29 protein-coding genes are annotated in these 24,078 nt (G+C 64.8%); 17 read left to right on the top strand and 12 right to left on the bottom strand.

The window, feature by feature from the left end; translation table 11 throughout:
* Positions 1 to 152: 152 nt before the first annotated feature.
* Positions 153 to 1,058, bottom strand: a complete 906-nt coding sequence (locus AC0NIH_RS14415) for a LysR family transcriptional regulator (protein WP_352710759.1) — start codon at positions 1,056 to 1,058, stop codon at positions 153 to 155.
* Positions 1,059 to 1,151: 93 nt separating this feature from the next.
* Between AC0NIH_RS14415 and AC0NIH_RS14410 the strand changes: the two genes are divergently transcribed.
* The 5 genes from AC0NIH_RS14410 to AC0NIH_RS14390 all read left to right on the top strand — a co-directional run bounded on the left by AC0NIH_RS14410 (position 1,152) and on the right by AC0NIH_RS14390 (position 5,557).
* Positions 1,152 to 2,033 carry an aldo/keto reductase family oxidoreductase gene (locus tag AC0NIH_RS14410; RefSeq protein ID WP_473467699.1) on the top strand — a complete coding sequence of 294 codons (882 nt, stop codon included), beginning with the start codon at positions 1,152 to 1,154 and terminating at the stop codon, positions 2,031 to 2,033.
* A gap of 80 nt (positions 2,034 to 2,113) precedes the next feature.
* Positions 2,114 to 2,893: a pseudouridine synthase gene (locus AC0NIH_RS14405; protein ID WP_473467696.1), complete on the top strand. Its 780-nt coding sequence runs from the start codon at positions 2,114 to 2,116 to the stop codon at positions 2,891 to 2,893.
* 317 nt (positions 2,894 to 3,210) lie between these two features.
* Positions 3,211 to 3,957, top strand: coding sequence for an SDR family NAD(P)-dependent oxidoreductase (locus AC0NIH_RS14400; RefSeq protein ID WP_473467693.1), 747 nt, complete (start codon positions 3,211 to 3,213; stop codon positions 3,955 to 3,957).
* A 57-nt stretch (positions 3,958 to 4,014) separates the two neighbouring features.
* Positions 4,015 to 5,058 (top strand): sigma-70 family RNA polymerase sigma factor, encoded by a 1,044-nt coding sequence (locus AC0NIH_RS14395; RefSeq protein ID WP_473467692.1) that lies wholly within the window; start codon positions 4,015 to 4,017, stop codon positions 5,056 to 5,058.
* A gap of 97 nt (positions 5,059 to 5,155) precedes the next feature.
* Positions 5,156 to 5,557, top strand: coding sequence for a VOC family protein (locus AC0NIH_RS14390; protein ID WP_473467690.1), 402 nt, complete (start codon positions 5,156 to 5,158; stop codon positions 5,555 to 5,557).
* 276 nt (positions 5,558 to 5,833) lie between these two features.
* Here the strand turns inward: AC0NIH_RS14390 and AC0NIH_RS14385 are convergent, their stop codons facing one another.
* Positions 5,834 to 6,415: a histidine phosphatase family protein gene (locus AC0NIH_RS14385; protein ID WP_473467689.1), complete on the bottom strand. Its 582-nt coding sequence runs from the start codon at positions 6,413 to 6,415 to the stop codon at positions 5,834 to 5,836.
* Positions 6,416 to 6,680: 265 nt separating this feature from the next.
* On the opposite strand from AC0NIH_RS14385, the gene AC0NIH_RS14380 reads away from it, so the two are divergent.
* The 3 genes from AC0NIH_RS14380 to AC0NIH_RS14370 all read left to right on the top strand — a co-directional run bounded on the left by AC0NIH_RS14380 (position 6,681) and on the right by AC0NIH_RS14370 (position 8,010).
* Positions 6,681 to 7,130 carry a universal stress protein gene (locus tag AC0NIH_RS14380; RefSeq protein ID WP_023780885.1) on the top strand — a complete coding sequence of 150 codons (450 nt, stop codon included), beginning with the start codon at positions 6,681 to 6,683 and terminating at the stop codon, positions 7,128 to 7,130.
* Positions 7,131 to 7,228: 98 nt separating this feature from the next.
* Entirely contained in the window at positions 7,229 to 7,519 is a 291-nt protein-coding gene (locus AC0NIH_RS14375; protein WP_224690367.1) for a type II toxin-antitoxin system TacA family antitoxin, read from the top strand.
* The gene (locus AC0NIH_RS14370) at positions 7,516 to 8,010 is read left to right on the top strand and encodes a GNAT family N-acetyltransferase (protein ID WP_473467687.1); all 495 of its coding nucleotides are present in this window, start codon (positions 7,516 to 7,518) and stop codon (positions 8,008 to 8,010) included. The genes AC0NIH_RS14375 and AC0NIH_RS14370 overlap by 4 nt, the downstream gene beginning before the upstream one ends.
* Before the next feature lie 27 nt (positions 8,011 to 8,037).
* On the opposite strand, the gene AC0NIH_RS14365 is transcribed toward AC0NIH_RS14370, so the two are convergent.
* Both AC0NIH_RS14365 and AC0NIH_RS14360 read right to left on the bottom strand, forming a co-directional pair.
* Positions 8,038 to 8,787 carry a sulfite exporter TauE/SafE family protein gene (locus AC0NIH_RS14365; protein WP_473467789.1) on the bottom strand — a complete coding sequence of 250 codons (750 nt, stop codon included), beginning with the start codon at positions 8,785 to 8,787 and terminating at the stop codon, positions 8,038 to 8,040.
* Positions 8,788 to 8,815: 28 nt separating this feature from the next.
* On the bottom strand, positions 8,816 to 9,028 hold the full coding sequence (locus AC0NIH_RS14360) for a hypothetical protein (protein ID WP_473467685.1): 213 nt from the start codon (positions 9,026 to 9,028) through the stop codon (positions 8,816 to 8,818).
* Positions 9,029 to 9,141: 113 nt separating this feature from the next.
* Here AC0NIH_RS14360 and AC0NIH_RS14355 point away from each other — a divergent pair, with 113 nt between their 5' ends.
* The 7 genes from AC0NIH_RS14355 to AC0NIH_RS14325 all read left to right on the top strand — a co-directional run bounded on the left by AC0NIH_RS14355 (position 9,142) and on the right by AC0NIH_RS14325 (position 14,989).
* Positions 9,142 to 10,014 carry a LysR substrate-binding domain-containing protein gene (locus tag AC0NIH_RS14355; protein ID WP_473467684.1) on the top strand — a complete coding sequence of 291 codons (873 nt, stop codon included), beginning with the start codon at positions 9,142 to 9,144 and terminating at the stop codon, positions 10,012 to 10,014.
* Between the two features lie 163 nt (positions 10,015 to 10,177).
* A complete protein-coding gene (locus AC0NIH_RS14350; RefSeq protein ID WP_013894264.1) occupies positions 10,178 to 10,678 on the top strand; it encodes an Lrp/AsnC family transcriptional regulator in 501 nt (166 codons plus the stop codon).
* Positions 10,675 to 11,835 (top strand): saccharopine dehydrogenase family protein, encoded by a 1,161-nt coding sequence (locus tag AC0NIH_RS14345; RefSeq protein WP_473467682.1) that lies wholly within the window; start codon positions 10,675 to 10,677, stop codon positions 11,833 to 11,835. The genes AC0NIH_RS14350 and AC0NIH_RS14345 overlap by 4 nt, the downstream gene beginning before the upstream one ends.
* A 110-nt stretch (positions 11,836 to 11,945) precedes the next feature.
* A complete protein-coding gene (locus tag AC0NIH_RS14340; RefSeq protein WP_473467679.1) occupies positions 11,946 to 12,734 on the top strand; it encodes an ABC transporter substrate-binding protein in 789 nt (262 codons plus the stop codon).
* A gap of 125 nt (positions 12,735 to 12,859) precedes the next feature.
* Positions 12,860 to 13,531 carry an amino acid ABC transporter permease gene (locus AC0NIH_RS14335; RefSeq protein WP_023780894.1) on the top strand — a complete coding sequence of 224 codons (672 nt, stop codon included), beginning with the start codon at positions 12,860 to 12,862 and terminating at the stop codon, positions 13,529 to 13,531.
* Positions 13,528 to 14,202, top strand: a complete 675-nt coding sequence (locus tag AC0NIH_RS14330) for an amino acid ABC transporter permease (RefSeq protein WP_224731800.1) — start codon at positions 13,528 to 13,530, stop codon at positions 14,200 to 14,202. The genes AC0NIH_RS14335 and AC0NIH_RS14330 overlap by 4 nt, the downstream gene beginning before the upstream one ends.
* 28 nt (positions 14,203 to 14,230) lie before the next feature.
* Positions 14,231 to 14,989 carry an amino acid ABC transporter ATP-binding protein gene (locus AC0NIH_RS14325; protein WP_473467676.1) on the top strand — a complete coding sequence of 253 codons (759 nt, stop codon included), beginning with the start codon at positions 14,231 to 14,233 and terminating at the stop codon, positions 14,987 to 14,989.
* 111 nt (positions 14,990 to 15,100) lie between these two features.
* Here the strand turns inward: AC0NIH_RS14325 and AC0NIH_RS14320 are convergent, their stop codons facing one another.
* The 8 genes from AC0NIH_RS14320 to AC0NIH_RS14285 all read right to left on the bottom strand — a co-directional run bounded on the left by AC0NIH_RS14320 (position 15,101) and on the right by AC0NIH_RS14285 (position 21,996).
* Positions 15,101 to 16,216: an alkene reductase gene (locus AC0NIH_RS14320; RefSeq protein ID WP_473467675.1), complete on the bottom strand. Its 1,116-nt coding sequence runs from the start codon at positions 16,214 to 16,216 to the stop codon at positions 15,101 to 15,103.
* A 42-nt stretch (positions 16,217 to 16,258) separates the two neighbouring features.
* Positions 16,259 to 16,549 (bottom strand): ArsR/SmtB family transcription factor, encoded by a 291-nt coding sequence (locus tag AC0NIH_RS14315; protein ID WP_031250769.1) that lies wholly within the window; start codon positions 16,547 to 16,549, stop codon positions 16,259 to 16,261.
* Positions 16,550 to 16,717: 168 nt separating this feature from the next.
* Positions 16,718 to 17,416 carry an RES family NAD+ phosphorylase gene (locus tag AC0NIH_RS14310; RefSeq protein ID WP_023780898.1) on the bottom strand — a complete coding sequence of 233 codons (699 nt, stop codon included), beginning with the start codon at positions 17,414 to 17,416 and terminating at the stop codon, positions 16,718 to 16,720.
* The gene (locus AC0NIH_RS14305; RefSeq protein WP_013894255.1) at positions 17,410 to 17,820 is read right to left on the bottom strand and encodes an MbcA/ParS/Xre antitoxin family protein; all 411 of its coding nucleotides are present in this window, start codon (positions 17,818 to 17,820) and stop codon (positions 17,410 to 17,412) included. The genes AC0NIH_RS14310 and AC0NIH_RS14305 overlap by 7 nt, the downstream gene beginning before the upstream one ends.
* Before the next feature lie 218 nt (positions 17,821 to 18,038).
* On the bottom strand, positions 18,039 to 19,229 hold the full coding sequence (locus tag AC0NIH_RS14300) for an integrase core domain-containing protein (protein WP_023767545.1): 1,191 nt from the start codon (positions 19,227 to 19,229) through the stop codon (positions 18,039 to 18,041).
* Positions 19,230 to 19,529: 300 nt separating this feature from the next.
* Positions 19,530 to 20,963, bottom strand: a complete 1,434-nt coding sequence (locus AC0NIH_RS14295; protein WP_473467441.1) for an aldehyde dehydrogenase family protein — start codon at positions 20,961 to 20,963, stop codon at positions 19,530 to 19,532.
* Positions 20,964 to 21,118: 155 nt separating this feature from the next.
* Positions 21,119 to 21,502, bottom strand: a complete 384-nt coding sequence (locus AC0NIH_RS14290) for an ACT domain-containing protein (RefSeq protein WP_473467439.1) — start codon at positions 21,500 to 21,502, stop codon at positions 21,119 to 21,121.
* Positions 21,503 to 21,528: 26 nt separating this feature from the next.
* Positions 21,529 to 21,996, bottom strand: coding sequence for a GNAT family N-acetyltransferase (locus tag AC0NIH_RS14285; RefSeq protein ID WP_473467437.1), 468 nt, complete (start codon positions 21,994 to 21,996; stop codon positions 21,529 to 21,531).
* 414 nt (positions 21,997 to 22,410) lie between these two features.
* On the opposite strand from AC0NIH_RS14285, the gene AC0NIH_RS14280 reads away from it, so the two are divergent.
* Both AC0NIH_RS14280 and AC0NIH_RS14275 read left to right on the top strand, forming a co-directional pair.
* The gene (locus AC0NIH_RS14280) at positions 22,411 to 22,797 is read left to right on the top strand and encodes an ester cyclase (protein WP_023778938.1); all 387 of its coding nucleotides are present in this window, start codon (positions 22,411 to 22,413) and stop codon (positions 22,795 to 22,797) included.
* A 130-nt stretch (positions 22,798 to 22,927) separates the two neighbouring features.
* Positions 22,928 to 24,007, top strand: coding sequence for a YeiH family protein (locus AC0NIH_RS14275; RefSeq protein ID WP_474025264.1), 1,080 nt, complete (start codon positions 22,928 to 22,930; stop codon positions 24,005 to 24,007).
* Positions 24,008 to 24,078: the final 71 nt, after the last annotated feature.

Raw genomic sequence — 24,078 nt, 5'->3', positions numbered from 1 at the left:
GATAGAATCCGCTCAAGACACTTGATGCGTTCAAAACAGTCGGCATTTCTATTAATTTTATGCAATGTGTCAGCGATGCCCACCGGTTCGACCAAATATGCACCTGAGCGCGCCTCGGCCGGTGTCACTTAGCCTCTGGGCGTCACCCCAGATCACCCCCACCGCATCGTTCCGACAAAGTCTATGAACGCCCGCAGCGGCGCCGGCGTCAGGCGGCGGCCGGGATAGTAGAGGAACGGGCCGGAAAATTCCTGCCACCAGGGCTCCAGCACCGGCTCCAGCCGGCCGTCGTCGAAATAGGGGCGCAGCCAGTCCTCGAACAGCGAGACGATGCCGCCGCCGGCGACCGCCACCTCGAGCGCAAGGGCCATTGCGGTGCCGGTGCTCACCAAAAGCGGGCCGGTCGGTTCGACGCTCACCACCTCGCCGTCGCGTTCGAACTCCCAGGCCGGCGTCAGGCCGCTGGCGAAGCGTCCGCGCAGGCAGGCGTGGGCGAGCAGGTCGCGCGGATGGCCGGGCCGGCCGCGCCGATCGAGATAGGTCGAAGCTGCGCCGGTGGCGAAGCGCTGCCGGCGCGGGCCAATCGGCACGGCGATCATGTCCTGCTCCAGCCGCTCGTCATAGCGGATGCCGGCGTCGCAGCCGCTGGCCAGTATGTCGACGAAACTGTCCTCGGCGGTCACTTCCATGCGGATGTCGGGATAGGCGGCAAGGAAGGGTGGCAACAGGCGCGGCAGCACCAGTTTCGCCGCGACGACCGGCACGTTGAGCCGCAGCGTGCCGGCCGGGCGGCCGCGAAACCCGTTGACCACGTCGAGCGCCGCCTCGACTTCGCCCAGCGCCGGGCCTAGCCGCTCCAGCAGGCGCGCTCCGGCCTCGGTGGGAGCGACGCTGCGCGTGGTGCGATTGAGGAGCCGGACGCCAAGCCCGGTCTCCAGTCGCCGCACCGTCTCGGAGAGGCTGGAAGCGCTGACGCCGCCAACCCTGGCCGCCTCGCGAAAACCGCCGGCGCGCGCCACTGCCATGAACGCCTGGAGGTCTCCCAGATCCGTCGCCATTGTTCGCTTCTCCGTACAGGCTGTGCCGATTGCACCATATTATCGTGCAGGTGCGCTCTGTCTACATTGGGCCGATCCAAAGGAGATGAGACCATGACCGACATCAGCAAGGCCGGAACCTTCAAGCTCGGCGACCGCACCGTGAAGCGCCTCGGCTATGGCGCCATGCAACTGGCCGGACCCGGCGTCTTCGGCCCGCCGAAGGACCGCGACGCGGCAGTGGCCGTGTTGCGCGAGGCGATCGCCAGCGGCGTCGACCATATCGACACATCGGATTTCTACGGCCCGCACGTCACCAACCAGATTATCCGCGAGGCGCTGCATCCCTACCCGGCCAACCTCACCATCGTCACCAAGGTCAGTGCCCGGCGCGGCGCCGATGCATCGTGGATCCCCGCAATGTCACCGCAGGAGTTGACGCAGGCCGTGCACGACAATCTGCGCAATCTCGGGCTGGAAATTCTCGACGTCGTGAACCTGCGCTCCATGCATGGCATTCACGGACCGGCGGAAGGGTCGCTCGAACCCCAGCTGAACACACTCGCCGAACTGCAGCGTCAAGGCTTGATACGCCATATCGGCATGAGCAACGTCACATCGGGCCAGATCGCACAGGGACGCAGCATGATCGACATCGTCTGCGTGCAGAACCAGTACAACATCGCGCACCGCGAGGATGATGCGCTGATCGATGAGCTAGGCGCTGCCGGCATCGCCTATGTGCCGTTCTTCCCCTTGGGCGGCTTCACCCCGCTGCAGTCGGACACGCTGGCCAATGTCGCCAAGAAACTTGGCGCGACGCCCATGCAGGTAGCGCTCGCCTGGCTGCTGCGCCGCGCGCCCAACATCCTGCTCATCCCCGGCACCTCGTCGGTCGGCCATCTCAGGGAAAACCTGGCGGCGGCCGAGTTGAAGCTGCCGGCCGACGCAATCGAGGTGCTGAACGGCATCGCCGGCGAGAAGGCAGCCGCCTGAGGCGGTTCGACCCGCGCCACCTTGCGAAGCCGCCGCTGCCCGTGGCATCTGTCCGTCACAACGGACCGATCCACACCAGCATGGCTTCACGACGACCACCACAGCCCGCCAGCCCGGGCAAGCTGCCCAAACCGCCCACCGGTAAATCGTTGGGCGTCAGCCTCAACCGCGCGCTTTCAAAACTCGGCCTGTGCTCGCGCACGCAGGCCGAGGTGCTGATCACGGAGGGCCGCGTGCGCGTCGGCGGCAAGGTGGTGCGCGATCCGGCTCTGCGCGTTGATCTGAATCGCGATAGCATCGTCGTGGACGGTGAAAAGGTGATCGCCGAGCGTAAGGTCTACGTCATGCTCAACAAGCCGCGCGGCTTGGTCACCACCCGTGACGACCCGCAACAGCGCGACACCGTCTATGCTTGCCTGGAAGGGCTCGACCTGCCCTTCATCTCGCCGGTCGGCCGCCTCGACAAGACGAGCGAGGGGCTGCTGTTGATGACCAACGACACGCGCTTCGCCAACCGGCTGATGGACCCGGCCTCGCATCTGCCCAAGACCTATCACGTGCAGGTCGCCACGGTGCCCGACGCGGCGATGCTGGAGACGTTGCGTGCCGGTGCCACCGTCGACGGCGAGAGCCTGACCGCCAATTCGATCGACCTGCTGCGCAGCGGCGGCCGCACCGCCTGGCTGGAGATCGTGCTCGACGAAGGCCGCAACCGCCACATCCGCCGCCTGCTCGCCGCCCACGGCATCGAGGTCAAGCGCCTCATCCGCATCGCCATCGGCGGCCTGCGCCTAGGCGACCTCGCCAAGGGCACCGCGCGGCATTTGACGGCGGAGGAGTTGGCGTTGCTGGGTGGGTGAGCGAACGGACCGGAGGTAACGTCCTGTGGCGCCCCCTCTGTCCTGCCGGACATCTCCCCCAACTTTGGGGGGGAGATCGGCAACTCGATCGCCGGCTCTCCTCCTGCAACGTCGAAGATTAGCGAAGGCCCCGATGACATCAATCTCCCCCCTCGTGGGGGAGATGTCCGGCAGGACAGAGGGGGGCGCCATAGAACTCGACGGCGCGTACCGGATTCTCAGAAAAAATTTCGTCCCCACCGATGATTTCCGCCCTCCTGCGCTGTCTTCACCCATAGGCGCCGGAATCCTCCGGGCCGGAAGAAGCGAGGTGATCCATGGGATCGTTGAAAGGTCAAAATGTCGTCGTGGTCGGAGGCAGCAGGGGTGTCGGCCGCTCGAGCGTGGAAGCTGCTCTCGGCGAGGGAGCGATGGTGCTTGCCGTCGCCCGCGGGACAGCGGCCCTGAAGGAACTCTCCTGGGAAGCGTCGGGCGTCAAGACGCTAGCGACCGACGCCACGCAGGACACCGCGCCCGACGCGGTGTTCGCCGCCATGCAGCCGGACGTGCTGGTGATCTCGGCCGGTGCCTTCGCTGCGTCGGCACCCATCCAGGACCAGAGCTGGAGTGACTTCTCAGCGAATTGGGAGACGGACGTCAAAGCTTCGTTCCTGTTCTGCAGGGCAGCGTTGCGCGGCGGGCTGAAGCCGGGCAGCCGCGTCGTGCTGATCTCCAGCGGCGCGGCATTCAGCGGCGGCCCGCCGAACTCGGGCGGCTATTCCGGCGCCAAGTGCATGCAGATGTTCCTGGCCGCGCACAGCCAGAAGGAAGCGGATCGGCTCGGTCTTGGCCTGCGCTTCATGGCGCTGGCGCCGATGCGCATCATGGCTGGCACCGGCGTCGGCGAGCGCGGAATATCCAGCATCTCGGCCTATCTCGGCATCAGCCCGGCGGATTTCCTGGCCAGCCTGAGCGATATGCAGACACCGGCCGACGTCGGACGCGCCGTGGTCGCGCTCGCCGGCGGCAAGCGGCAAGGCACTGCCTTCACGGTGAGCGGCAGCGGCCTTGCTGACGCGGCATGAGACGCGCAGGATGCCAACCGAAATCAGCATGGCCGAATTCCGCACCGCAGGCTCGACATGACAGACGCTCCCGGCGTTTCTGAACCATCCGCCCGGCCGGTCCTCGATCGGCCGGCCTTCGAGCATCTGACGATGGTCCACCGCCGCGAGCTGAAGCTGCATTGCTACCGGATGATGGGCTCGCTGCACGAGGCCGACGACCTCGTCCAGGAGACGTTCCTCAAGGCATGGCGCGGCCGCGCGCAATTCGACGGGCGCGGCTCGCCGCGCGGCTGGCTCTATACGATCGCGACCAACGCCTGCCTCAACGCCATCAAGACGCGGGTCACGAGGCATCGAATTCTCGAGCAGCCCGACCGGCCGCCGACCGAAGGCCGCGCCGCTGCCGGGCCAGCGGCCGAGCTTTCTTGGCTGGAGCCCTACCCCGACGTCGAGCTGCCCGACCTTGTCGACGGCGAACCCGGCCCGGACGCGCGCTACGAGACAAGCGAAGCCGTCCGGCTCGCATTCGTCGCCGCCATCCAGTTGCTGCCGCCGAGGCAACGCGCGGCACTTCTGTTGTGCGACGTGCTCGGCTGGTCGGCGCAGGAGACAGCCCAACTGCTGGGCGGCTCGACCGCGTCGGTCAACAGCGCCCTGCAGCGGGCGCGCGCGACGCTGGCGCAGCGCTATCCGACCGGACGCCCCGTGCAGCGATCGCAGCCCAGCCGCGACGAAAGCGTGCTGCTCGAACGCTATGTCAGGGCCTGGCAGGCCGCCAATCTCGACGGCTTCATCGAACTGCTGTGCGACGACGCCACCTACCACATGCCGCCATGGCGCGACTGGTACCAGGGACGCGCCGCGATCCACGATTTCTTCAGGACTGTGTGGGGCAATTTCGCCGGCTACCTCCCGGTGGCGACACGGGCCAACGGCCAGCCCGCGGTTGCGATCTACGCGCGGCGCCATCAGGAGCCGGAATGGCGCGCGCAATCGCTGCATGTCATCGAGCCGGCCGACGGCGGGATCGCTTCGCTGACGGTCTATGTCGGCCCGCTTGGCCCCGACCTGTTCGCCGCCTTCGGCCTGCCGCCGGTCTGGCCTGGATCGAACGCATAGCCACCGCAAACTTCTCCTGACAGAAAGCTGGCAGGAGGCCTGGTCTACAGATCGCTTGGGAGCCCGGTCGCGGCTTCAGCGATCAAGGAGCCAAGCCATGAATTTCGTCTCTGTCCGCATCATCACGTCCGATGTCCAGCGCCTCGTGCGCTTCTATGGTGAGATCACCGGCATGCCGGTGACGGTGTACACGGAAGACTTCGCCGAATTGGCGACGCCGGCCTGCACGCTGGCGATCGGCAGCACGCGCACCTTGATGCTGTTCGGCGGCGACATCGCCCGTCCCGCCGACAACCACACCGCCATCATCGAATTTCGGGTTGGCGACGTCGATGCCGAATTCGCCAGGCTGTCGGACACCATCAAGCGCTCGATGGTGCAGGAGCCGACCACCATGCCCTGGGGCAACCGCTCGCTGCTGTTTCGCGATCCCGACGGTAATCTGGTGAACTTCTTCACGCCGGTGACCGCTGAGGCGATCCGCAAGTTCGATAGGTAGAAGCGTTAGGGATAGGCTAGAGTTTGGGAATCGCCGAAGCCTCCGCGCGTTCGTCATCCACGGGCGGAGCAGCCGCGAAAGCGGCGTCGCGGAGTTCCGAGGATCCATGCCGCGACCTTAGCCGTGGATTGCAACGGAGCAGAGTTCTTCATCGTAGCAACGCTTTGAAGTCGCGGCATGGATCCTCGGGTCTGCGCCGCGTCGCTACGCTCCTTGCTCCGCCCGTGGATGACGAAGCGACGGCGCGTCCGCGCCGAGCCGGGACCGTTCTCCGCTCTACCTCTGATTCCACTTCCGAATAACCGGCTCGCTGAGATCATGCTCGTAGCCGAGCACGCTGATGCTGGCCGTGTCGAGCACGAGCAGCGCGCCACCCTCCGGCGGCAGGCCGAGCCAGCGGGCGGCGAGCACGCGCAGGAAATGCGCGCTGGAAAAAATCAGGATCGAGCCGCCAGATTCGCGAAGCTGCCTGATGATCCTGTCGGCGCGAGCGCCGACATCGGCGGCCGTCTCGCCCTGCGGGCAGCCGTCGCGGAAGACGGTCCAGCCGGGCCGCTCGGCAAGGATCTCCCTGGTGGTGCGCCCCTCATAGGCGCCATAGTCCCACTCCTGCAGATCGTCCATCTTGAGGCTCTCTGCGCCAAAGCCGGCAAGCACGCTGGTGTTGTAGGCGCGCTGCGACGGGCTCGACCACACCGCCGAGAACGACAGGCCCTTCAGCCGCTCCGCCACGCCCCGCGCGGCGGCCTCGCCGGCCGGCGTCAGCGGCATGTCGGTGCGGCCGGTGTGCTGCCCCGAAAGGCTCCACGCCGTCTCGCCATGCCGGACCAGATGGATCTGCGGAAACGCACTGCTCATGGGATGCCCCTCAATGTCGACGGCATCTTAGAGGACGCTGTGGCAAAGGGGAATCCGGGGGACGCCGAAAGCGTGGGTGCGGGGAAATGCCTGGAAGGGCAACGGGAGACGGCGCCGGGATCGACGATTGGTCCAATCTCAGCTGTCCTTGATCCACGTGACACTGGCCCTGTGAGTTGCGCGGTGGCGCAACTATATCAAGTTGAGCTTCCAAAGCTCCCGCCATTCCAAGGGCAATGGCCCTTGCACAACAGGTCAGATCATCATGTACAAACATCTGCTCATCGCCACCGACGGATCGGAACTGGCCGACAAGGGTGTCGCCCATGGCCTCACGCTCGCCAAGGGCATCGGCGCCAGCGTCACCTTCGTCACCGTCTCGGAACAATTCCCTATGCTGGCCTGGGGCGGCGCCATGGCCGGCTATGCAGCGGGGGATGAAATGGCTGTCTACCAGGAAGAATCGCGCAAATATGGCAAGCAGGTTCTCGACAAATGCAAGGCATCGGCCGATGCGGCCGGCGTCTCCGCCGAGGTCGTCCATGTCGAGGATAAAAGGCCCGCCGAAGCGATCTTGGAACTGTCGCAGGCGCTGGGCTGCGACCTGATCGTGATGGCCTCGCATGGCCGTCGCGGACTTGGCCGGCTGCTTCTCGGCAGCCAGACGGCGGAAGTGCTGTCCTACACCGAAATCCCGGTCCTGGTAGTGCGGTAGGACTGCCAAGGATCACGGGCTCCATCGGCCATCGCAGCAGCATAGTGTAATGACAATATCGTTACGCTGTGCTAGATTCGTGCAGGAAGGAGCTGTCGATGTCAGCCTCACAACATTCATTGCCGAAGAGCGTTCCACTCAACATCCGCGTCAAGCCGGAAGTCCGCAATCTGATTGACCGGGCAGCGCAACTGCTCGGCAAGAATCGCACGGACTTCATGCTTGAGGCGTCGCAGCGCGCCGCTGAGGACGCGCTGCTCAACCGTCTCGTGTTTACTGCCGAGCCGGATGCCTACGCTGCGTTTCTGGCGCGTCTCGACATGTCGCCGCATCCGAACGACCGGTTGCGGCGTACGATGGCAACAAAGGCTCCGTGGGACGCTGCGTGAGCCTGTCGGCCCCGGTTCCGCTCGCCGACCATCACGACCTCAATGATTTTTCATCGGGCATACCCTCACTCGACGACTGGCTGAAAAAACGGGCGCGCGCCAACCAGGCAGGCGGTGCATCCCGGACCTATGTGACCTGCATCGGCAACCGTGTCGTTGGCTACTACGCTATTGCCAGCGGAGGAGTGCGGATGGTCGAAGCTCCCGGCCGCTTCCGGCGCAACATGCCCGACCCGATCCCGGTTGTGGTGCTCGGTAGGTTGGCGGTCGACCAGAGCCGTCACGGCCAGGGCATCGGCCGTGCGCTGGTAAGGGATGCCGGTCTGCGGATACTTCAGGCCGCTGAAATACTGGGAATCAGGGGAATACTGGTGCATGCGATATCCGACGATGCCCGAGCCTTCTATATGGCTGTCGGATTCGAGCCTTCACCAGTCGAGCCGCTGACGCTCATGGCCACGCTCGCTGACCTTGGCGCGAGTCTCGGTTGACGGCCTTCCTGTCTTGGGAAGGCCAGGCTAGAGCGCGGTCTCCACGACGAGATACACTCCCAGCATCAGCAGCCCGGCGAAGAACACCGTGCGAAACGTCTCGACGCTCATCGCCTGGCGCAGCGCCTGGCCGGCGAACATGCCGGCCAGTGCCGGCAGCAGCGCCAGGACCGATCCCGCCAGTTGCGTTGTCGGCGATGCGAGCGCGCCGGCCTTGAACAACCCAAGGGCAAGAGCCGCCGTCGACACGGTGAAGGACAGGCCAAGCGCCTGGATGAGGTCTTCCCGGCCCAGCCGCAGCGATTGCAGATAGGGCACGGCCGGGATGACGAAAACGCCGGTGGCGCCGGTGACCAGCCCGGTCGCCACACCGACCAGCGGCGACATCATGGCCTCGTGGCACGCCGGCGTGGTGAAGCCAAGCTTGAGCAGGCCGAGAATGGCATAAAGCACCAGCGCCGCGCCGAGCCCGACCGAGGCAATCCCTGTGTGCGCGCCGGTGAGCAGGCCGGCCCCGGCGACGGTGCCAAGCACGACGCCGGCCATCATCGTCCACAGCCGCTTGCACAGCCCGCCGAAGGCCGGGCCGGTGAACAATTGCCAAAGATTGGTGACCAGCGACGGGATCAGCAGCAGGGCGGCCGCCTGCGCCGGCGGCATCGTTACCGCCAGCAGCCCCATCGCCACGGTCGGGAGCCCCATGCCGACGACACCCTTGACGAAGCCGGCGGCAAGGAAGACCGCGCCGATCCAGGCGATGACGCCGACGCTCAGCACGAGTCGTTCTTTCGGAGCGCCGGTTCGATCAGTCATGCAACAGCATGTCCGCCGCATCATCATCATCGGGTGCGGGTTCTGCAGGCGTTGCTTCATGGCGGACGGGGTCAACCATCGCCGCGCAACCGCGCTGGCCGGGCTCCGCTCGCGCCATGGCAAGCGAGGCAACCGCGATCGCAAGCACGATCGCCGCGCTTTCAAGTATGCCGGGTCCTTGCCGGCCTGTCGCCTTTTCGCTCATCGCGCATCTCCATCGCAAAAGATTTGACTGACATGCCGGCCGCCCACAATGTGGAAGTTGCGCAGTCAGCCTTCGCCTGCACCGAAGGCTGAAACCCCTGCAGGAGAAAAAAGATGCGCTTCGATCTTACCGATCTCCGGCTGTTCCTGCTGGTCGCCGAGCGCGGCAGCATCACCCATGGTGCCGGACTTGCGGGGCTGGCGCTCGCCTCCGCCAGCGCCCGCATCAAGGGCATGGAGGAAAGCCTCGGCGCGCCGCTTTTAGAGCGGCGGCGGCGCGGCGTGGTGCCGACGGCCGCCGGACAGGCGCTGCTGCACCATGCGCGGGCGGTGCAGAACCAGATCGAGGCGATGGCCGGCGACCTCGGCGCCTATGCCACGGGCTTGCGTGCCCGCGTGCGGCTGATGGCCAACACAGCCGCCACCAGCGAGCTGCTGCGCGACATGCTGCCGGCCTTCCTTGTCGCGCATCCCGGCATCGATATCGACCTCGACGAGCGCCCCAGCCACGAGATCGCAGAGGCGGTGGCAAGTGGTGCCGCCGATCTCGGCATCGCCGCGACCTGGGCGGGTCTTTCGCATCTGGAGCAGAAGCCGTTCTTCATCGACAGGCTCGTGGTGATCGCCGCGCGAGACTGGCCCGGCCTCAAGGGCCACACCGCCAGCCTCGGCGACCTGCTCGGCGAAGCCTTTGTCGGCCTGAGCGCCGGCCATCCGTTGCAGGAGCACATCACCCGTCAGGCCGCCCGCCTTGGCGGCCATCTGCACTTCCGCATCCGCGTGCCCGGGCTCGACAATGTCTGCCGGCTGGTCGCCCAGGGCGCCGGCATCGCCGTCGTTCCGGAAAGTGCCGCGCGCCGCTCCGCCCGCACGCTGCGCAGCCTACGGCTGACCGACGACTGGGCAACACGCCAGCTCAACCTCTGCGCCCGCCGCTTCGACGAGCTGACGCCGCAGGCAAAGCTGCTTGCCGCGGCCTTGGCCTGAACCCGGCAACGGAACGCCGGCGGTGGCAACCGCGCGCAAAGCGGTGCGCTGTTGCCGTCCACGCTAAAACAACACCTTGCTTTTCAAAAGTCTGTGACGTAGCTTATTTGCATATAGGCAAAATAATTGCCGATTTTCTTTCTGTTTATGAAAGACGGGGGCTTTGCGGGAACATCTCGATCTGACGGATCGGCGGCTGGTCAAGCAGCTGTCGCAGGATGCGCAGCCGGGCATCAACCGCCTCGCCGAGATGTTGGCGATTTCGGTGCCGACGGTGCGCTCGCGGCTGCGCAACCTGCTCGACCGCAACCTGCTCAAGGTCGTCGGGCTCTTGAACCTCACCGAGCGCCCCGAGTTGATCTCGGCCATTGTCGGTATCAATGCCCAGGGCCGCGGCCGTGCCCGCGAACTGGCGCAGCGCATTTCGGAACTGCCCTTCGTCAATTCGGCCTCGGTGGTCACCGGGCGCTTCGATATCATCGTCGACGTGACGGTGGCCGGTGACGTCGCCGATCTCTACCGCGTCACCAGCGAGCTGATCCCGGGCGCGGGCGAGCCGGGCGAAGTCGTGCGCAGCGAGACCTTCGTCGTCATGGCGTCCTGCAACAAATGGGTCAGCCTGCCGGAAGGCTGCTGGTCGGACGATCGCAAGGAGCCGGCATGAAGATCGCGGTTCTCGGAGGCCTCGGGCTACAAGGCCGGGCGGCCATTGCCGATCTCGTCGCCAGTGGCGTCGAGGAAGTGGTTTGCGTCGATACCGCGCCGGACGGCCCGGCCCGGCTCGACGGCCTGACCGATCTTTCCCGCGTGCGCTTCGTCGTACCCGAGGGTGCGATCGGCCCGGCCCTGACCACTGTACTGGCCGATGTCGACGCCGTCATCGATCTGTTGCCGCAACCACTGATGCGCGAGGCGGTGCAAGCCGCGATCGCAACCCGCACGCCGCTGGTCACCACCAATTACGGCAAGGCGATCGCCGACCTGGCGCAGGCCGCCGAACAGGCCGGTGTGGCTATCATGACCGAATGCGGACTCGACCCCGGCATCGATCTCGTGCTCTACGCGCGCGCCGCGCGCCAGTTCGACGCGATCACCGCGATCGATTCCTATTGCGGCGGCATCCCCGAGCCGAAGGCGATGGCCAAGCCGCTTTGCTACAAGGTGAGCTGGAACTTCGACATGGTTCTGGTCAGCCAGAACCGCGACAGCGTGATGGTCGAGGACGGGCAACGCGTCGCGGTCCCGGCCGGCCAGCAGCACCACAATCCTTTCATTCATGAGATCGAGGTCGCGGGCCTCGGCATGCTGGAAGCCTTCCCCAACGGCGATGCGCTGCATTACGTCGAGATGCTTCCCGCGGCAAAAGGGCTGCGCCGCTCCGGACGCTATACGCTGCGCTGGCCGGGATGGTCGGCCTTCTGGGCACCGCTGAAGGAACTCGGCTTCCTCTCGGAAGACAAGGTGCCCGGCACGGGCGCCAGTCCGCGCGAATTCCTCGGCCGGCTGCTCGGCCCGCAATTGCAATATGGCCCCGGCGAAAAGGATCTGTGCGTGATGCGCAATGTCTTTTCCGGCCTCGAGGGCGGCCGCGCCAAGACGGTCACTTCGGATCTGATCATCGAGCGCGACCTGGCTTCGGGCCTGTTCGGCATGAGCCTCGGCGTCGGTTATCCCGCCAGCATCGTGGCGCAAATGCTGGCGCGCGGCGAGATTGCCAAGCCAGGCCTGCTCAACCCGCTGCTCGACGTGCCGGACATCAGCTTCTTCGACGAACTGGCCCGGCGTGGCATCACGGTTTCCGAGACGGTGGCCCGGGACTGAGGAGAGAGATTTGCGAACGGTGGCCGCCGCCGGCAACGGCGCTGCCGCTCAAAAAGCACCCCGAAGGGTGAAACAACAACGTGGAACAATAAAACAAGGAGGAATGCCAAATGAAGATTGCCAGACTTTTCATCGCCGGACTCGCACTCGCCGGCCTCACCACGGCCGCCAGTGCCGGCGCGCTCGACGACATTACCAAGCGCGGCGAACTGCGCGTTGCCGTGCAGACCCAGGGACCGCCCTTCTCGCTGGTCGGCGCCAATGGCGAGCGCACCGGCAGTTCGGTCGAACTTGCCGAACTGATGGCCAAGGAAATGGGTGTGAAAATCACCTTCCTCGACTTCGACTGGGATGGCCTGATCCCCGCACTCTTGTCCGGCAAGGCCGATCTCTTGGTCGCCGACATGACGCCGACGCTGGCGCGCGGCATGAAGGTCGCCTTCACCACGCCTTATATGTACACAGGCAGCACCGTCTTCACCAAGGCCGACAGCAAATTCAAGACCACCGAGGACTGCAAGGCCAAGGGCACCAAGATCGCCGTGCTGCTCGGCGCGACCGGCGAGAAGGAAGCCAAGGCCGCCTTCCCCGATGCCGACATCAAGAGCTACAAGGGCGGCGGTCCGCTGCTGCTCGACGCCGTCAACAACGGCCAGGCCGACTGCGGCGTCAACGACGTCTCGGCGGTCAAGGGCCAGTCGACCGCCTACCCGGCCGGCACCTTCACCATCATGCCGGACCTGCTGTCGAAGGAGCCGCTTGCCTTCGCCACTCGCTACGACGAGCCGGACCTTTTGATCTGGATGAACCTTTTCCTCAACCAGGTCACCATCGACGGCCGCCTGCAGAAGAACCTCGACTACTGGGTCAATTCCGACGCCTGGAAGAAGGATCACTGAGAAAATAGGGAGTAGGGGAGTAGTGAGTAGGGAATAGTGACCGGTGAATGGAGTATCGCCCATTCCGAACACGCTTCACTACTCGCTACTGCCTACTCACTACTCCCTACTCACTGTTCACGCCCATGCTCGAAAATTTCAGTTTCCGCACCATCGTCGAATATCTGCCCCTGTTCGGGCAGGGTCTGGTCACGACCGTCTGGCTGTCGGCGCTGTCCTTCGTCGGCGCGCTGATCGTCGGCATCGTGCTGTGCGCCATGGGCCTGCAGCGCGGCTGGCTGTTTCGGGTTCCGGCCAAGGCCTATATCGACGCCGTGCGTGCCACGCCGTTGCTGGCACAGCTCTATTTCCTCTATTTCGGCCTGCCCCGGCTCGGCTTCGTGCTGCCCGAGCTGGTCGTCGGCATCCTCGCGCTGTCACTGAACAGCGGCGCCTATGTCGCTGAAATCATTCGCGCCGGCATCCTGTCGATTCCGCGCGGCCAGGTCGAAGCCAGCGTCGCCTCGGGCATGACCTACGTCCAGCGCATGCGCCTGGTCGTGCTGCCGCAAGCTTTCAAGGTGACGATCCCGCCGCTGCTCGGGCAGGCGATCGTGCTGGTCAAGGATTCCGCTCTGCTGTCGCTGATCTCGGTCGCCGAGCTGACGCGCGCCGGCCAGTTGCTCGCTTCCGACCGCTTCATGCCGGCCGAGGGTTTCCTCACCATCGCCGCCTTCTACCTGCTGCTCTACTACTGCTTGAAAGGACTGGCCGTTCTGTCCAGCCGCTGGCTCGGCACAGCAGGGGCGCGGGCATGATCTGGCAACAGTTCCTCAGCCTCGCTGGCTCGTATCCCCTCGCCTTGCGCGGCCTCGGCATGACCGTCGTGCTGTCGCTGATCAGCCTGGTGCTCGGCACCGTGCTTGGCTTCGGCCTCGGCATCTTGCGCACCGGCGGAAACCGGCTGATCGCCGGCGTCATCGGCGCCTGGGTCGACCTGATCCGCGGCACGCCGTTCCTGGTGCAGATCTTCCTGATCTTCTTCATCCTGCCGGAATTCGGCGTCGAGCTCGACGCCTTCACCGCCGGCATCATTGCGCTCACCAATCTGGCCGCCTGCTTCATCTGCGAGATCGTCGTCGCCGGCATCCGTTCCGTGCCGACAGGCCAGGTCGAGGCAGCCCTTGCATCCGGCCTGTCGCGCTGGCAGCGCATGCGCCAAGTGGTGCTGCCGCAGGCGATGCGCATCGTGCTGCCGCCGCTGGTCGGGCAATATGTGCTGCTGATCAAGGATTCTTCGGTCGTCTCGGCCATCGGCCTGACCGACCTCACCCGCGTCGGCTGGCTGGTGGTGCAGCGCGTACCCAACGGCCTGCTGGTCTTCTTCCTTGTCGGCGTCGGCTATTTCATCGTCTGCTATCCGCTGATCATGCTGGCGCGCCGGCTCGAACGCCGCATGGGCGCGGCCCATGGCGAGGTGCAGCTGTGACATCGAACCCCAAAGGGCCAAAACAGACATGACCAATGCGGGTCTCACCAAAACAGGCATGATCGACTTTCGCGGCGTCAACAAATGGTTCGGCTCGCTCAACGTGCTCCGGGATATCACGCTGAGCGTCGAGCCGCGCGAAGTCGTCGTCGTCTGTGGCCCGAGCGGCTCCGGCAAGAGCACGCTGATCCGTTGCATCAACGGGCTGGAGACGATCAAGGACGGCGAGCTCGTCGTCGACGGCCAGCGCCTTGGCGACCGCGCCACCAACATGACGCAGCTGCGCACCGAGATCGGCTTCGTCTTCCAGTCGTTCAACCTCTACCCGCACAAGACCGCGCTCGAGAATGTCACGCTGGCGCCCATCCATGTCCGCAAGATCCCGCGCGCCGAGGCCGAGCATGCCGGGCGCGAATTGCTGGCCAAGGTGGGGCTCGCCGATAAGGTCAACGCCTATCCGGCGCAGCTCTCCGGCGGCCAGCAGCAGCGCGTGGCGATCGCGCGCTGCCTCGGCATGCGGCCCAAGATCATGCTGTTCGACGAGCCGACCTCGGCACTCGACCCCGAGATGATTTCGGAAGTGCTCGACGTCATGGTGGCGGTCGCCGAGGAAGGCATGACCATGATGGTGGTGACGCACGAGATGGGCTTTGCCCGCAAGGTCGCCCAGCGCGTGGTGTTCATGGATGCCGGCGCCATCGTCGAAAGCGGCACGCCCGACGAATTCTTCTCGCACCCCAAGACCGACCGCAGCCGCGCCTTCCTGAGCAAGATTCTCAGGCACTGAGGACCATTGGGCTTGCGATGCAATCGCCGTTCGGACCGAAGTTCGGTCCGGCTCGTCGTGTCAGGCGACCAGCTGCCCTTCCGCCGCGGGCGAAAGGGCAAACCGTCCAGCTCAGGCCGCCGTCGGGTAATCCGTATAGCCCCTAGCGTCGCCACCATAGAACGTCGCTTTGTCCGGCGCGTTCAGTTCGGCATTCCGCTTCAGCCGGCTGACGAGGTCGGGATTGGCGATGAACAGCTTGCCGAACGCGACAAGGTCGGCGTAGCCGTCCCCGACAGCCTTTTCGGCCAATTCCTTGTCATAGCCATTGTTCACCAGCCAGGCACCGGTGCCGCCGTCCTTGCGGTAGGAGGCCTTGAGGTCTTCGTAATCGAACGGCCTGTCGCCCTGGCTGAAGTCGCGTGCGCCGCCGGTCGCGCCTTCGACGATGTGGACATAGGCGAGGCCCCGGCTGCCCAGGCTCGCCGCAACATGGTTGAACAGCGGCTGCGGATCGGTATCCGAGGCGTCGTTGGCCGGCGTTACCGGCGACAGCCTGATCCCGGTCCTGCCGGCGCCGACAGTGCCCGTGACCGCGTCGACCACCTCAAACAGGAGGCGCGCCCGGTTTTCGATGGAGCCGCCATAATCGTCGGTGCGATGGTTGGTGCCCGAGCGCAGGAACTGGTCGACGAGATATCCATTGGCACCATGGATCTCGACGCCGTCGAAGCCCGCTACCTCGATCGCCGCCTTTGCGGCGCGGCGAAAATCATCGACGATGCCGGGAATTTCGGCCACGTCGAGCGCGCGCGGCTCGGAGGTGTCGACGAACTCGCCGCTGCCATCCGGCGTGACCAGGAACGTCTTGGATTTTGCTCTGATCGCCGATGGCGCCACCGGCTTGCCGCCGCCAGGCTGCAACGAATTGTGCGAGATGCGTCCGACATGCCAGAGCTGGACCACGATCTTGCCGCCACCTTTATGAACCGCGTCCGTGACACGTTTCCAGCCGGCAAGCTGATCCCCCCCGTAGAGGCCGGGCACGTTGGCATAGCCCTGGCCCTGATGGCTGATGGCGGTTGCCTCCGTCACGATCAGCCCCGCCGTGGCGCGCTGGCCGTAGTAGGTGACCGATAAGTCGCCGGGCACTGCATTGGGTGAGCGATTGCGCGTCAGCGGCGCCATGACGATGCGGTTCGCCAGCGTCAGGTCACCGGCCCGCAAGGGATCAAAGAGGGTAGCCATGAGAAATGCCTTTCATGCTTTTTGGGGGAATGGGGAGGATCGTCAGAGATCGGACAAGGCAGCCTGGAAGGCGGCGATGGTTTCTTCGTTGCGCTTGTAGAACACCCATTGGCCGACACGCCGCGTCGTCACGAGGTCGGCGGACGCCAGCGTTGCCAGATGTGCCGAAACGCTGGACTGAGCCAGGCCGCGATGGTCGAACTGGCTGGCGCAGACACCCATCTCGAGCGGATGTGCCTGCGCTGCGAAGTGCTGTTCAGGCTCCTTCAGCCACGCCAGGACATCCCGTCGAAACGGATGCGCCAACGCCTTCAATATGATGTCGTAGTCCATCTTCACCTCGCATCGATCTCAACCGATATATAGATCGGGTAGAGGCGATATGGCAGGTAATCCATGCCAATTTTGCGGGCGATCGGAGAACGTTGCTCTCAGGTCACGGCCGGAAACCTCAGTAGCGCCGCCGGGTGCTTCCGTCGCCCGTTGAGGGAGGCGCTCCCATCATGTGACCGACAGCACCTTGCCCGTATCGTGCTGGCGCACGAAATCCACGCGCTTGCCGTCCCAATGGTAGCTGTAATGCCGGCCCTGCACCGGGACGGGGATAACATCGGGCCAGAAGATGCCGATGCATTGGCCCTCAGTCATGCGCACGCTGTTCCACACCAGCCCGTCGCTGCCTTGGGCCCGCAGCGCCCGCCCCTCCGCCTGCGAGGCGGTGTAGTCGTCGGGGTCGAGCACGCCGGGCACCGCATTGACGTCGTCGAGGTCGCGATCGACGCTGCCGATCAGCACGCGGAAATCAGCCGTCCAGCCCGGATCCTCACTGGTGGCGCGCATAAAATTCTGGTGGTGGTGGATAGTCTCGGCCAGCGCCACGTCCTCGCTGTCGCCGGCATAATAGATGCCGTAGCTGCCATCGGAAAAACGGCCGGGCCGCAGCGTCGAACAATGCACAAAGGGCGCCATGACGAAACTTGCGCCGGGACCGGAAACCCGCCTTGCGGCCGGCACCTTGCCGATCTCGCCGATCTCGAGCCGGATTCGCGGGTTGGTCTTCTCCTCGACCGAGGCCAGCGCCTCCCAGTCGCGCGGATCGGCAATGTCCTCGAACAGGTCGATCGGCGGATGGATGGAGCGGATGATGCGGAAGGTCTGATGCCAGTGGACGCGGCGCCGGACCGCGAGCCCACTCACCATGCACCACGCTCCGCATCGAGCCATTCACGCATGGCGGCAAGATCGGAAATTTCGCCACGCAGCATCAGGTCGAGCGCCGACTGGCCGCCGAAGGTCGCGTTGGGCTTGCGGATCCAGGCATAGCCGCGCGCCGGCTCGGTAAAGAGATAGCGCAGGCCCTTGTGGATGCCCATCAGATGCGCCATGCGGGTGCGCAGGTCGCGGTCGATCCGGCCGATGCCGCCTTCCTTCCAGCGTGCCCAGGTCCGCGCCGACATGCCGCCAAGCAGGATACAGGCCTCGAGGTCCGTGAGGTTCCACGCCTTGAACAGATTGACCGTGGTGCGCGCCAGCGCACCGGCCTCTTCCTCCGAAATGGCGCTGCCGACCGTGGCCGGCGTGGCGACAATGGACTGAAGTTGCATTTTGCTCACCCTTGCTATTGGCAGAGATATAGCATGTATTTGCCAATTGGCAAGGATGAGGTCGTAGGGGCAACGGCTTTCAGATCGACGAAGGTTCCGAACTTTGTAAGGGAGACTGCCAATCGCCGAGGTTGGCGCCGCCCCTCACCTGCCTGCCGGTGTCCAGCCGATAGATAGGTAACACTTTGAACCGGATACATAGGTAACACTTCTCCCCTCTATTCGTCCGCCGCAGCGCCAAGCGGTTTGGTTGGCGCGGCGCTGCGGCGGACGAGCTTCATGCGCCTCGTGTCGATGATGCCCAGGGGATGGGCATAGAAGGAAAGCGCCCATTGGCCATCCTCGGTTTCGGTGGCCGCGACCGCTTCACCGGCCAGTGTTTGCGAGACATAGATGAAGCCGCCATTCCATCGGATCTCGCCATTGTGGCGCACGTGGCGGACCGCGGCCTCGGCCGGATAATCGGGCTCGGGTGGCGTTCTTGGCATGAGGCGCTGTGAGCGGCGGTAATGCTGGGCTGGAGTGTCCATGGCCAGCGCCTCATGCGGTCGCTCCTCATTGTAGCTGCGCCGAAAGGCCTCGAAGGCTCGACCCTGAGCTGTTCTGTCGGCTTGCGGGTGCTTGGCCAGCGGCAGCATGGTCAGATGAAAGCGCTCATGGCGGCCGTTCTGCTGCGGCTTGCCGGGTGCGATCCGCTCCAGCACGATGCCAAGTTTGACGAAGCGCGCGGCAAGTGGCGTCAGCCCGGCGACGCCGGCCGACGCGAACGGCGGGCCATTGTCGCTTCTGAAGCGATCCGGCAGCCCATGCTCCTCGAACAACCGCTCGAACACCGGCCAGGCCTCGGCATCGGCCGTCGAGCCCGTTGCTTCCAGCGCCAGAAGATAGCGGCTTGACGCATCCATCACCGTCAAGGGCTCGCAACGCCGCTTGTCGCCGGTCGGGAACCAGCCTTTGTGGTCGCCAGTCCACACTGCGTTCGGTTCCTCGGCCGGCGGCCAGGGGCCGTTGCCGCAGGCCCGCAGCCGTGGCCGCTTGCGCGCGCCCACAAGCCCATGTCGTGCAAGGATGGCACCCGCCGTCGAAGCTGACGGCCAGCGCAGCTCGGGGGCCGTGCGCTTGAGCCGCGCCACGATCTTCTTGGGCCCCCACAGTGGATGCGTCTCCTTTGCCGCCACGATCCGTTCCACCAGATCCAGAGCCGTCGCCCGGCCGTGATTGAGCGGCGCCCGTGGCAGATCGCGCAAACCTTCCGGGCCCAACGCACGATAGCGACCAAGCCACTTGTAGCCGATCTTGCGAGAGATGCCGTAGGCCGCACAAATCTCGCTCATCGTCTCCTCACCTGCCAGGCAGTCCACAACAAACCGAAGTCGCTCGTCCATGATGCCAGTCTCTCGCCAAACCATCGCCGGTCCTCCCAGCGAAGGAGAAAACTGTCACCCATCCATCAGGTCCATTCTGTTACCTATCTATCCGGTTCGGACACCGGCATCCTCTCCCCGTATAGTGACGGGGAGAGGGGTGCTGTCGTCACCGATTTCGCCAATCACCAACGTTGCAAAGAGGGTGCTTGCGTTGCGGCCAGCCCCTTCTCCCCGTCACTATACGGGGAGAAGTGCCCGGCAGGGCGATGAGGGGCGGCGCCGACCTCCCGATGGTCCGGCTCAAGCAGGCTGAGTGCCGTTTCGAACGAAACCGCGTCGTACCTACTCCGCTGCCTCATACCCAGCGATACCCTTGATCTCCAGAAAATCCTCGAGCCCGTATTCGGCGTATTCGCGGCCGTTGCCCGACTGCTTATAGCCGCCGAAGGGCAGGCCGGCGTCCCAGGTCGGGTAGTTGATGTAGACGTTGCCGGAGCGCATGCGCGCCGCCACGTCGCGGGCCTTCTGGATGTCCTTGGCCTGGATGTAGGAGGCGAGGCCGTAGACCGTGTCGTTGGCCTGCTCGACCGCCTGCTCGACCGTGTCGTAGGGCATGATCGCCAGCACTGGCCCGAAGATTTCCTCGCGCGCGATGCGCATGTCGTGGGTGACGTCGGCGAACACGGTCGGCCTGACAAAGTAGCCGCGGTTGAGTTCGGCGGGGCGGCCGGGACCGCCGGCGACCAGCGTCGCACCCTCGTCGATGCCGGCCTGGATCAGGTCCTGGATCTTGTCGAACTGAACCTGGCTGACGACAGGGCCAAGCTTGGTGTTGGCGCCGTCGGCGGGGCCGACCACGAACTTTTCCGCCGCAGCCTTGGCGTAGGAAGCCGCCTCGTCATGACGGTCGCGCGGCACGAACATGCGCGTCGGCGCGTTGCACGACTGGCCGCTGTTGCCGAAGCAGCCGGCGACGCCCTTGCTGACGGCGGTGGCGAGGTCGATGTCCGGGAACAGGATGTTGGCCGACTTGCCGCCAAGCTCCTGATGCACGCGCTTGACCGTCTCGGCGGCGGCCTTGGCGACCAGGATGCCGGCCCGGGTCGACCCGGTGAACGACATCATGTCGATGTCAGGATGGCTGGACAGCGCCTGGCCGACGCCGGGGCCGTCGCCGTTGACGAGGTTGAACACGCCCTTCGGCACGCCGGCCTCGTCGAGGATTTCGGCGAAGACGATGGCGTCGAGCGGCGCGATCTCCGATGGCTTCAGCACCATGGTGCAGCCGGCGGCGAGCGCCGGGCCCACCTTGCAGGTGATCTGGTTCAGCGGCCAGTTCCACGGCGTGATCAGGCCGACGACGCCGATCGGCTCCTTGACGATCAGCGAGGAACCCTTGACGTGGCGAAACTCGAACGATTTCAGCACTTCCGCCATCTTCGTCAGATGCGCGAGGCCGACGCCCACCTGGCTGTCGAGCGCGAACTGGCGCGGCGCGCCCATCTCGCGCGACACGGCGAGCGCCAGGTCGGAACTGCGCTTCTTATAGACCGCAATGACGCGATTCAGGATATCGAGGCGCTCTTCCACCGAGGTGAAGCCGAATGTGTTGAAGGCGCGCTTGGCCGCGGCCACCGCCTTGTCGACATCGGCCTTGGTGCCGAGCGATATCTGCGCGAAGGCATCCTCGGTCGACGGATCGATGACATCGAGTGTGTTGGCCACAACAGGATCGACCCACGCGCCATCGATATAGAACTGCAGATTGTGTGACATGGTTTCTCCTGGGGGCGCGTCGCGTGGCCGTTTCGGCCGTGATATATGGCTAGAGATAACGATGCGCAAACGCCGCTGTCAAACGCAACCCCCGAAGTGGTTGAGCCAGACGCGTTGGCCCAGCGAACCCAGCCGTTTTCGATGACATGGATGAACTACAGCAGCGTGTGTCCTGCCTCAACCAGACGCTGTCTCGCCGCATCCTGGTCCGCCATTTTCACCAGCAGATGATCGCCGTCGAAGGTGGACACCAAGAAGATGCCCAGCCCGTTTTCCGACAGCGGCCGGATGACCGACAGCACGATGCCGGTTTCGTCGAAAGCAAACGGCCCCTGCAATTTGAAGGCGACCCAGTCGCCGTCGTGCTTGACGGTGCCTGGAACGCGATCCTCCAGGCAAGTGATCGAAAGCTCGTCATCGGTCCTGGTGATGCTAACGAAGCCTGGCCCGTCCGCCCAGCCGGGAATGCTGTCGCTCGCCCCGAGCCGTGAAATCGCGTAAATCTCTGGAAGTTGCTTCAATTTGATCCTGGCAGCCATCTTCGTACCATTCCTCCGCTTGCCCGCTATCGCGTCAATTTCTTGCTCATATAGACCGTCATGCCGCCCATGAACGGCTCCTCCCTGTCGATCGTATAGCCGTGCCATTTATACAGCGACACATTGACCTCGAAAGCGCCGTTGGTCAGCAGGCGCAGCTCCGGACGGCCTGCTTCGATCGCCTTCCACTCGGCCCGCTCCAGCAGCAGCCGCCCGATCCCCCTGCCCTGCGCCTCCGACGCGACGCAGACATTCTCGATCCACAAATGGTCGCCGGCAAGCATGGTTTCGATCATCCCGACAATGCGGCCCTCCTCGATGGCCAAGTCGAACGGATGCTCGGCAACGGCCTTCTCATAGTCGGCGCGCATCGGCAGCGGTTCGCGGCCGATCACCGGCACCCATTTGCCATAGGCTGATCGAACGATATCCCGGATCGCAGCGGCGTCGGCGGGTTCGGCCGGCCGGAACCGGATGGAGGAATTGATGGTCATGACAGGGCTCCAGACATGGAAAACCCCGCCGGTGGGTGTTGCGGGCGGGGCTGGAAACGAACGAACCGGATCTATCCTGCCGGGTCTTGTCGTCGCGCAATCAGCTTGCCGCTTCGCGCTGGGCGGTGTCGCTGGATGCTGGCGGGGGCGGAAATGAGCATGGCGCCAAGCTGGCGCAAGTGGCGCGGCGCTGTCAAGCCAGGGCCAACTTGTCGGGAAACATCAAGGCGCTCTCATCGGCCTGCGGGGCCCTTATCCCCCGTGGTGACTTAACGCTGGCTCCGGTATGACGCCAGGGCAATTCCAGGAACAGTGTGAAACGGTTTCCCTTGGGAATTGCACTAAAGCTGGACCGCTCCCGGGGCTGTCCTATCTGATCCCTATCCTCTCCACGACGAAAGGGAGCGACCGCCCGTGACAGATATCGACCTTGCCGACACCTATCGTGGCTACATCGCCTGCCTCAATGCCCAGGACTGGCAGGACCTCGAACGCTTCGTGCACGGCGAGGTGCACTACAATGGCGACCGGGTCGGGCTGACAGGATACCGTGACATGCTGGAACGTGATTTCCGGGAAATTCCGGACCTTTATTTCGACATCCAACTGCTGATCTCCGATACGCCTTTCATAGCCAGCCGGCTGCAATTCAACTGCACGCCGAAGGGAAGTTTTCTCGGCCTCCCCGTCAATGGCCGGAAAGTCTCTTTCAGCGAGAACGTCTTCTACGAGTTTCTCGATGGCAAGATCAGGCATGTCTGGTCGGTCATCGACAAAGCGGCCATCGAAGCGCAGTTGTAGGCGTCTTCGCTCCTTGAACGGAACGATTTCGGCGCGGCAATCGTTCGTCAGAATCGATCATTCTAACGAAAATAATTCGTTGGAAAGATCGTTTTAGGAATGGCATTCTCCTGAGGCACTCGCCTGGAGAATTGCATTGTCTTCCACCGCCCGCGCTACGAACGATATTCCGAAAAGCACGATTTCCGCCGATCTGGCGGCAAGTCGGAAGCGCCTCGATTCGGCGTGGAACGGCATCATCCCCGGCATCGTCCTGGTGGCGATGATCACCGCCGTCGCCTTTTCGGCCCGCAATGTCTCCGGCTTCGCCCTGTTCAGCCCGATGATTCTCGCCGTCGTCGCCGGCATGGTCTATTCCAATGTGCTCGGCACGCCCGCCCATGCCAAGGCCGGCATCGCCTTCTCGCAAAAACGCCTGTTGCGCTTCGCCATCGTGCTGCTCGGCTTCCAGCTGACGCTCGGCCAGGTCGTCTCGATCGGCGCTGGCGGCGTCGGCATCGTCGCGCTGACCCTAGGCGCCACCTTCGTCTTCACCATCACGCTCGGCCGCCTGATCGGCGTCGACGCCAAGCTGGCGCAGCTGATCGCCGCCGGCACCTCGATCTGCGGTGCCTCGGCCATCGTCGCCACCAACATCGTCACCGATGCGCGTGACGAGGACGTCACCTACGCCGTCGCCTCGATCACGCTGTTCGGCACCGTGTCCATGCTCGGCTTTCCGCTGCTGGCCCCCGTGCTCGGCCTCGACCAGCACGCTTTCGGCCTGTGGGCAGGGGCCTCGATCCATGAGGTCGCGCAGGTCATCGGCGCCGGCTTCCAGAACGGCACCCAGTCCGGCGAGATCGCCACCGTCGCCAAGCTGACCCGCGTTGCCATGCTGGCGCCGATGGTCATCGCGCTCGGCCTGATGGCGCGGCGCGGCAGCCGCGACCAATCAAGCGACCAATCCGGGACGCGGCCGCCCATGCCGTGGTTCGTCGCCGCCTTCGTCGCCGTCGTGGCGCTGAACAGCCTTGTCGCGATCCCCGCCGAAGTGAAGGCGGCGATGGCGCTCGCCACCACCATCATGCTGACCATGGGGCTGGCAGCCATGGGCCTGCAGGCCGACATTTCGCAGCTGCGCTCGCGCGGCCTGCGCCCGCTGGCACTGGCCTTCTCGGCCTTCCTGTTCATCGGCGGCTTCAGCCTGATACTGGTGAAGTTTGTCTGAGCATTAGCGCCGACAACAGGCGAGTTTGGGAATCAGACTACATCGGTTAGAGCTAGTCCAGCAAAAGTGCG

It is taken from the genome of Mesorhizobium sp. WSM1386 (assembly GCF_055901595.1).
The sequence above is the reverse complement of the archived record's forward strand: the minus strand, read 5'-3'. Positions and strand labels throughout refer to the sequence as shown.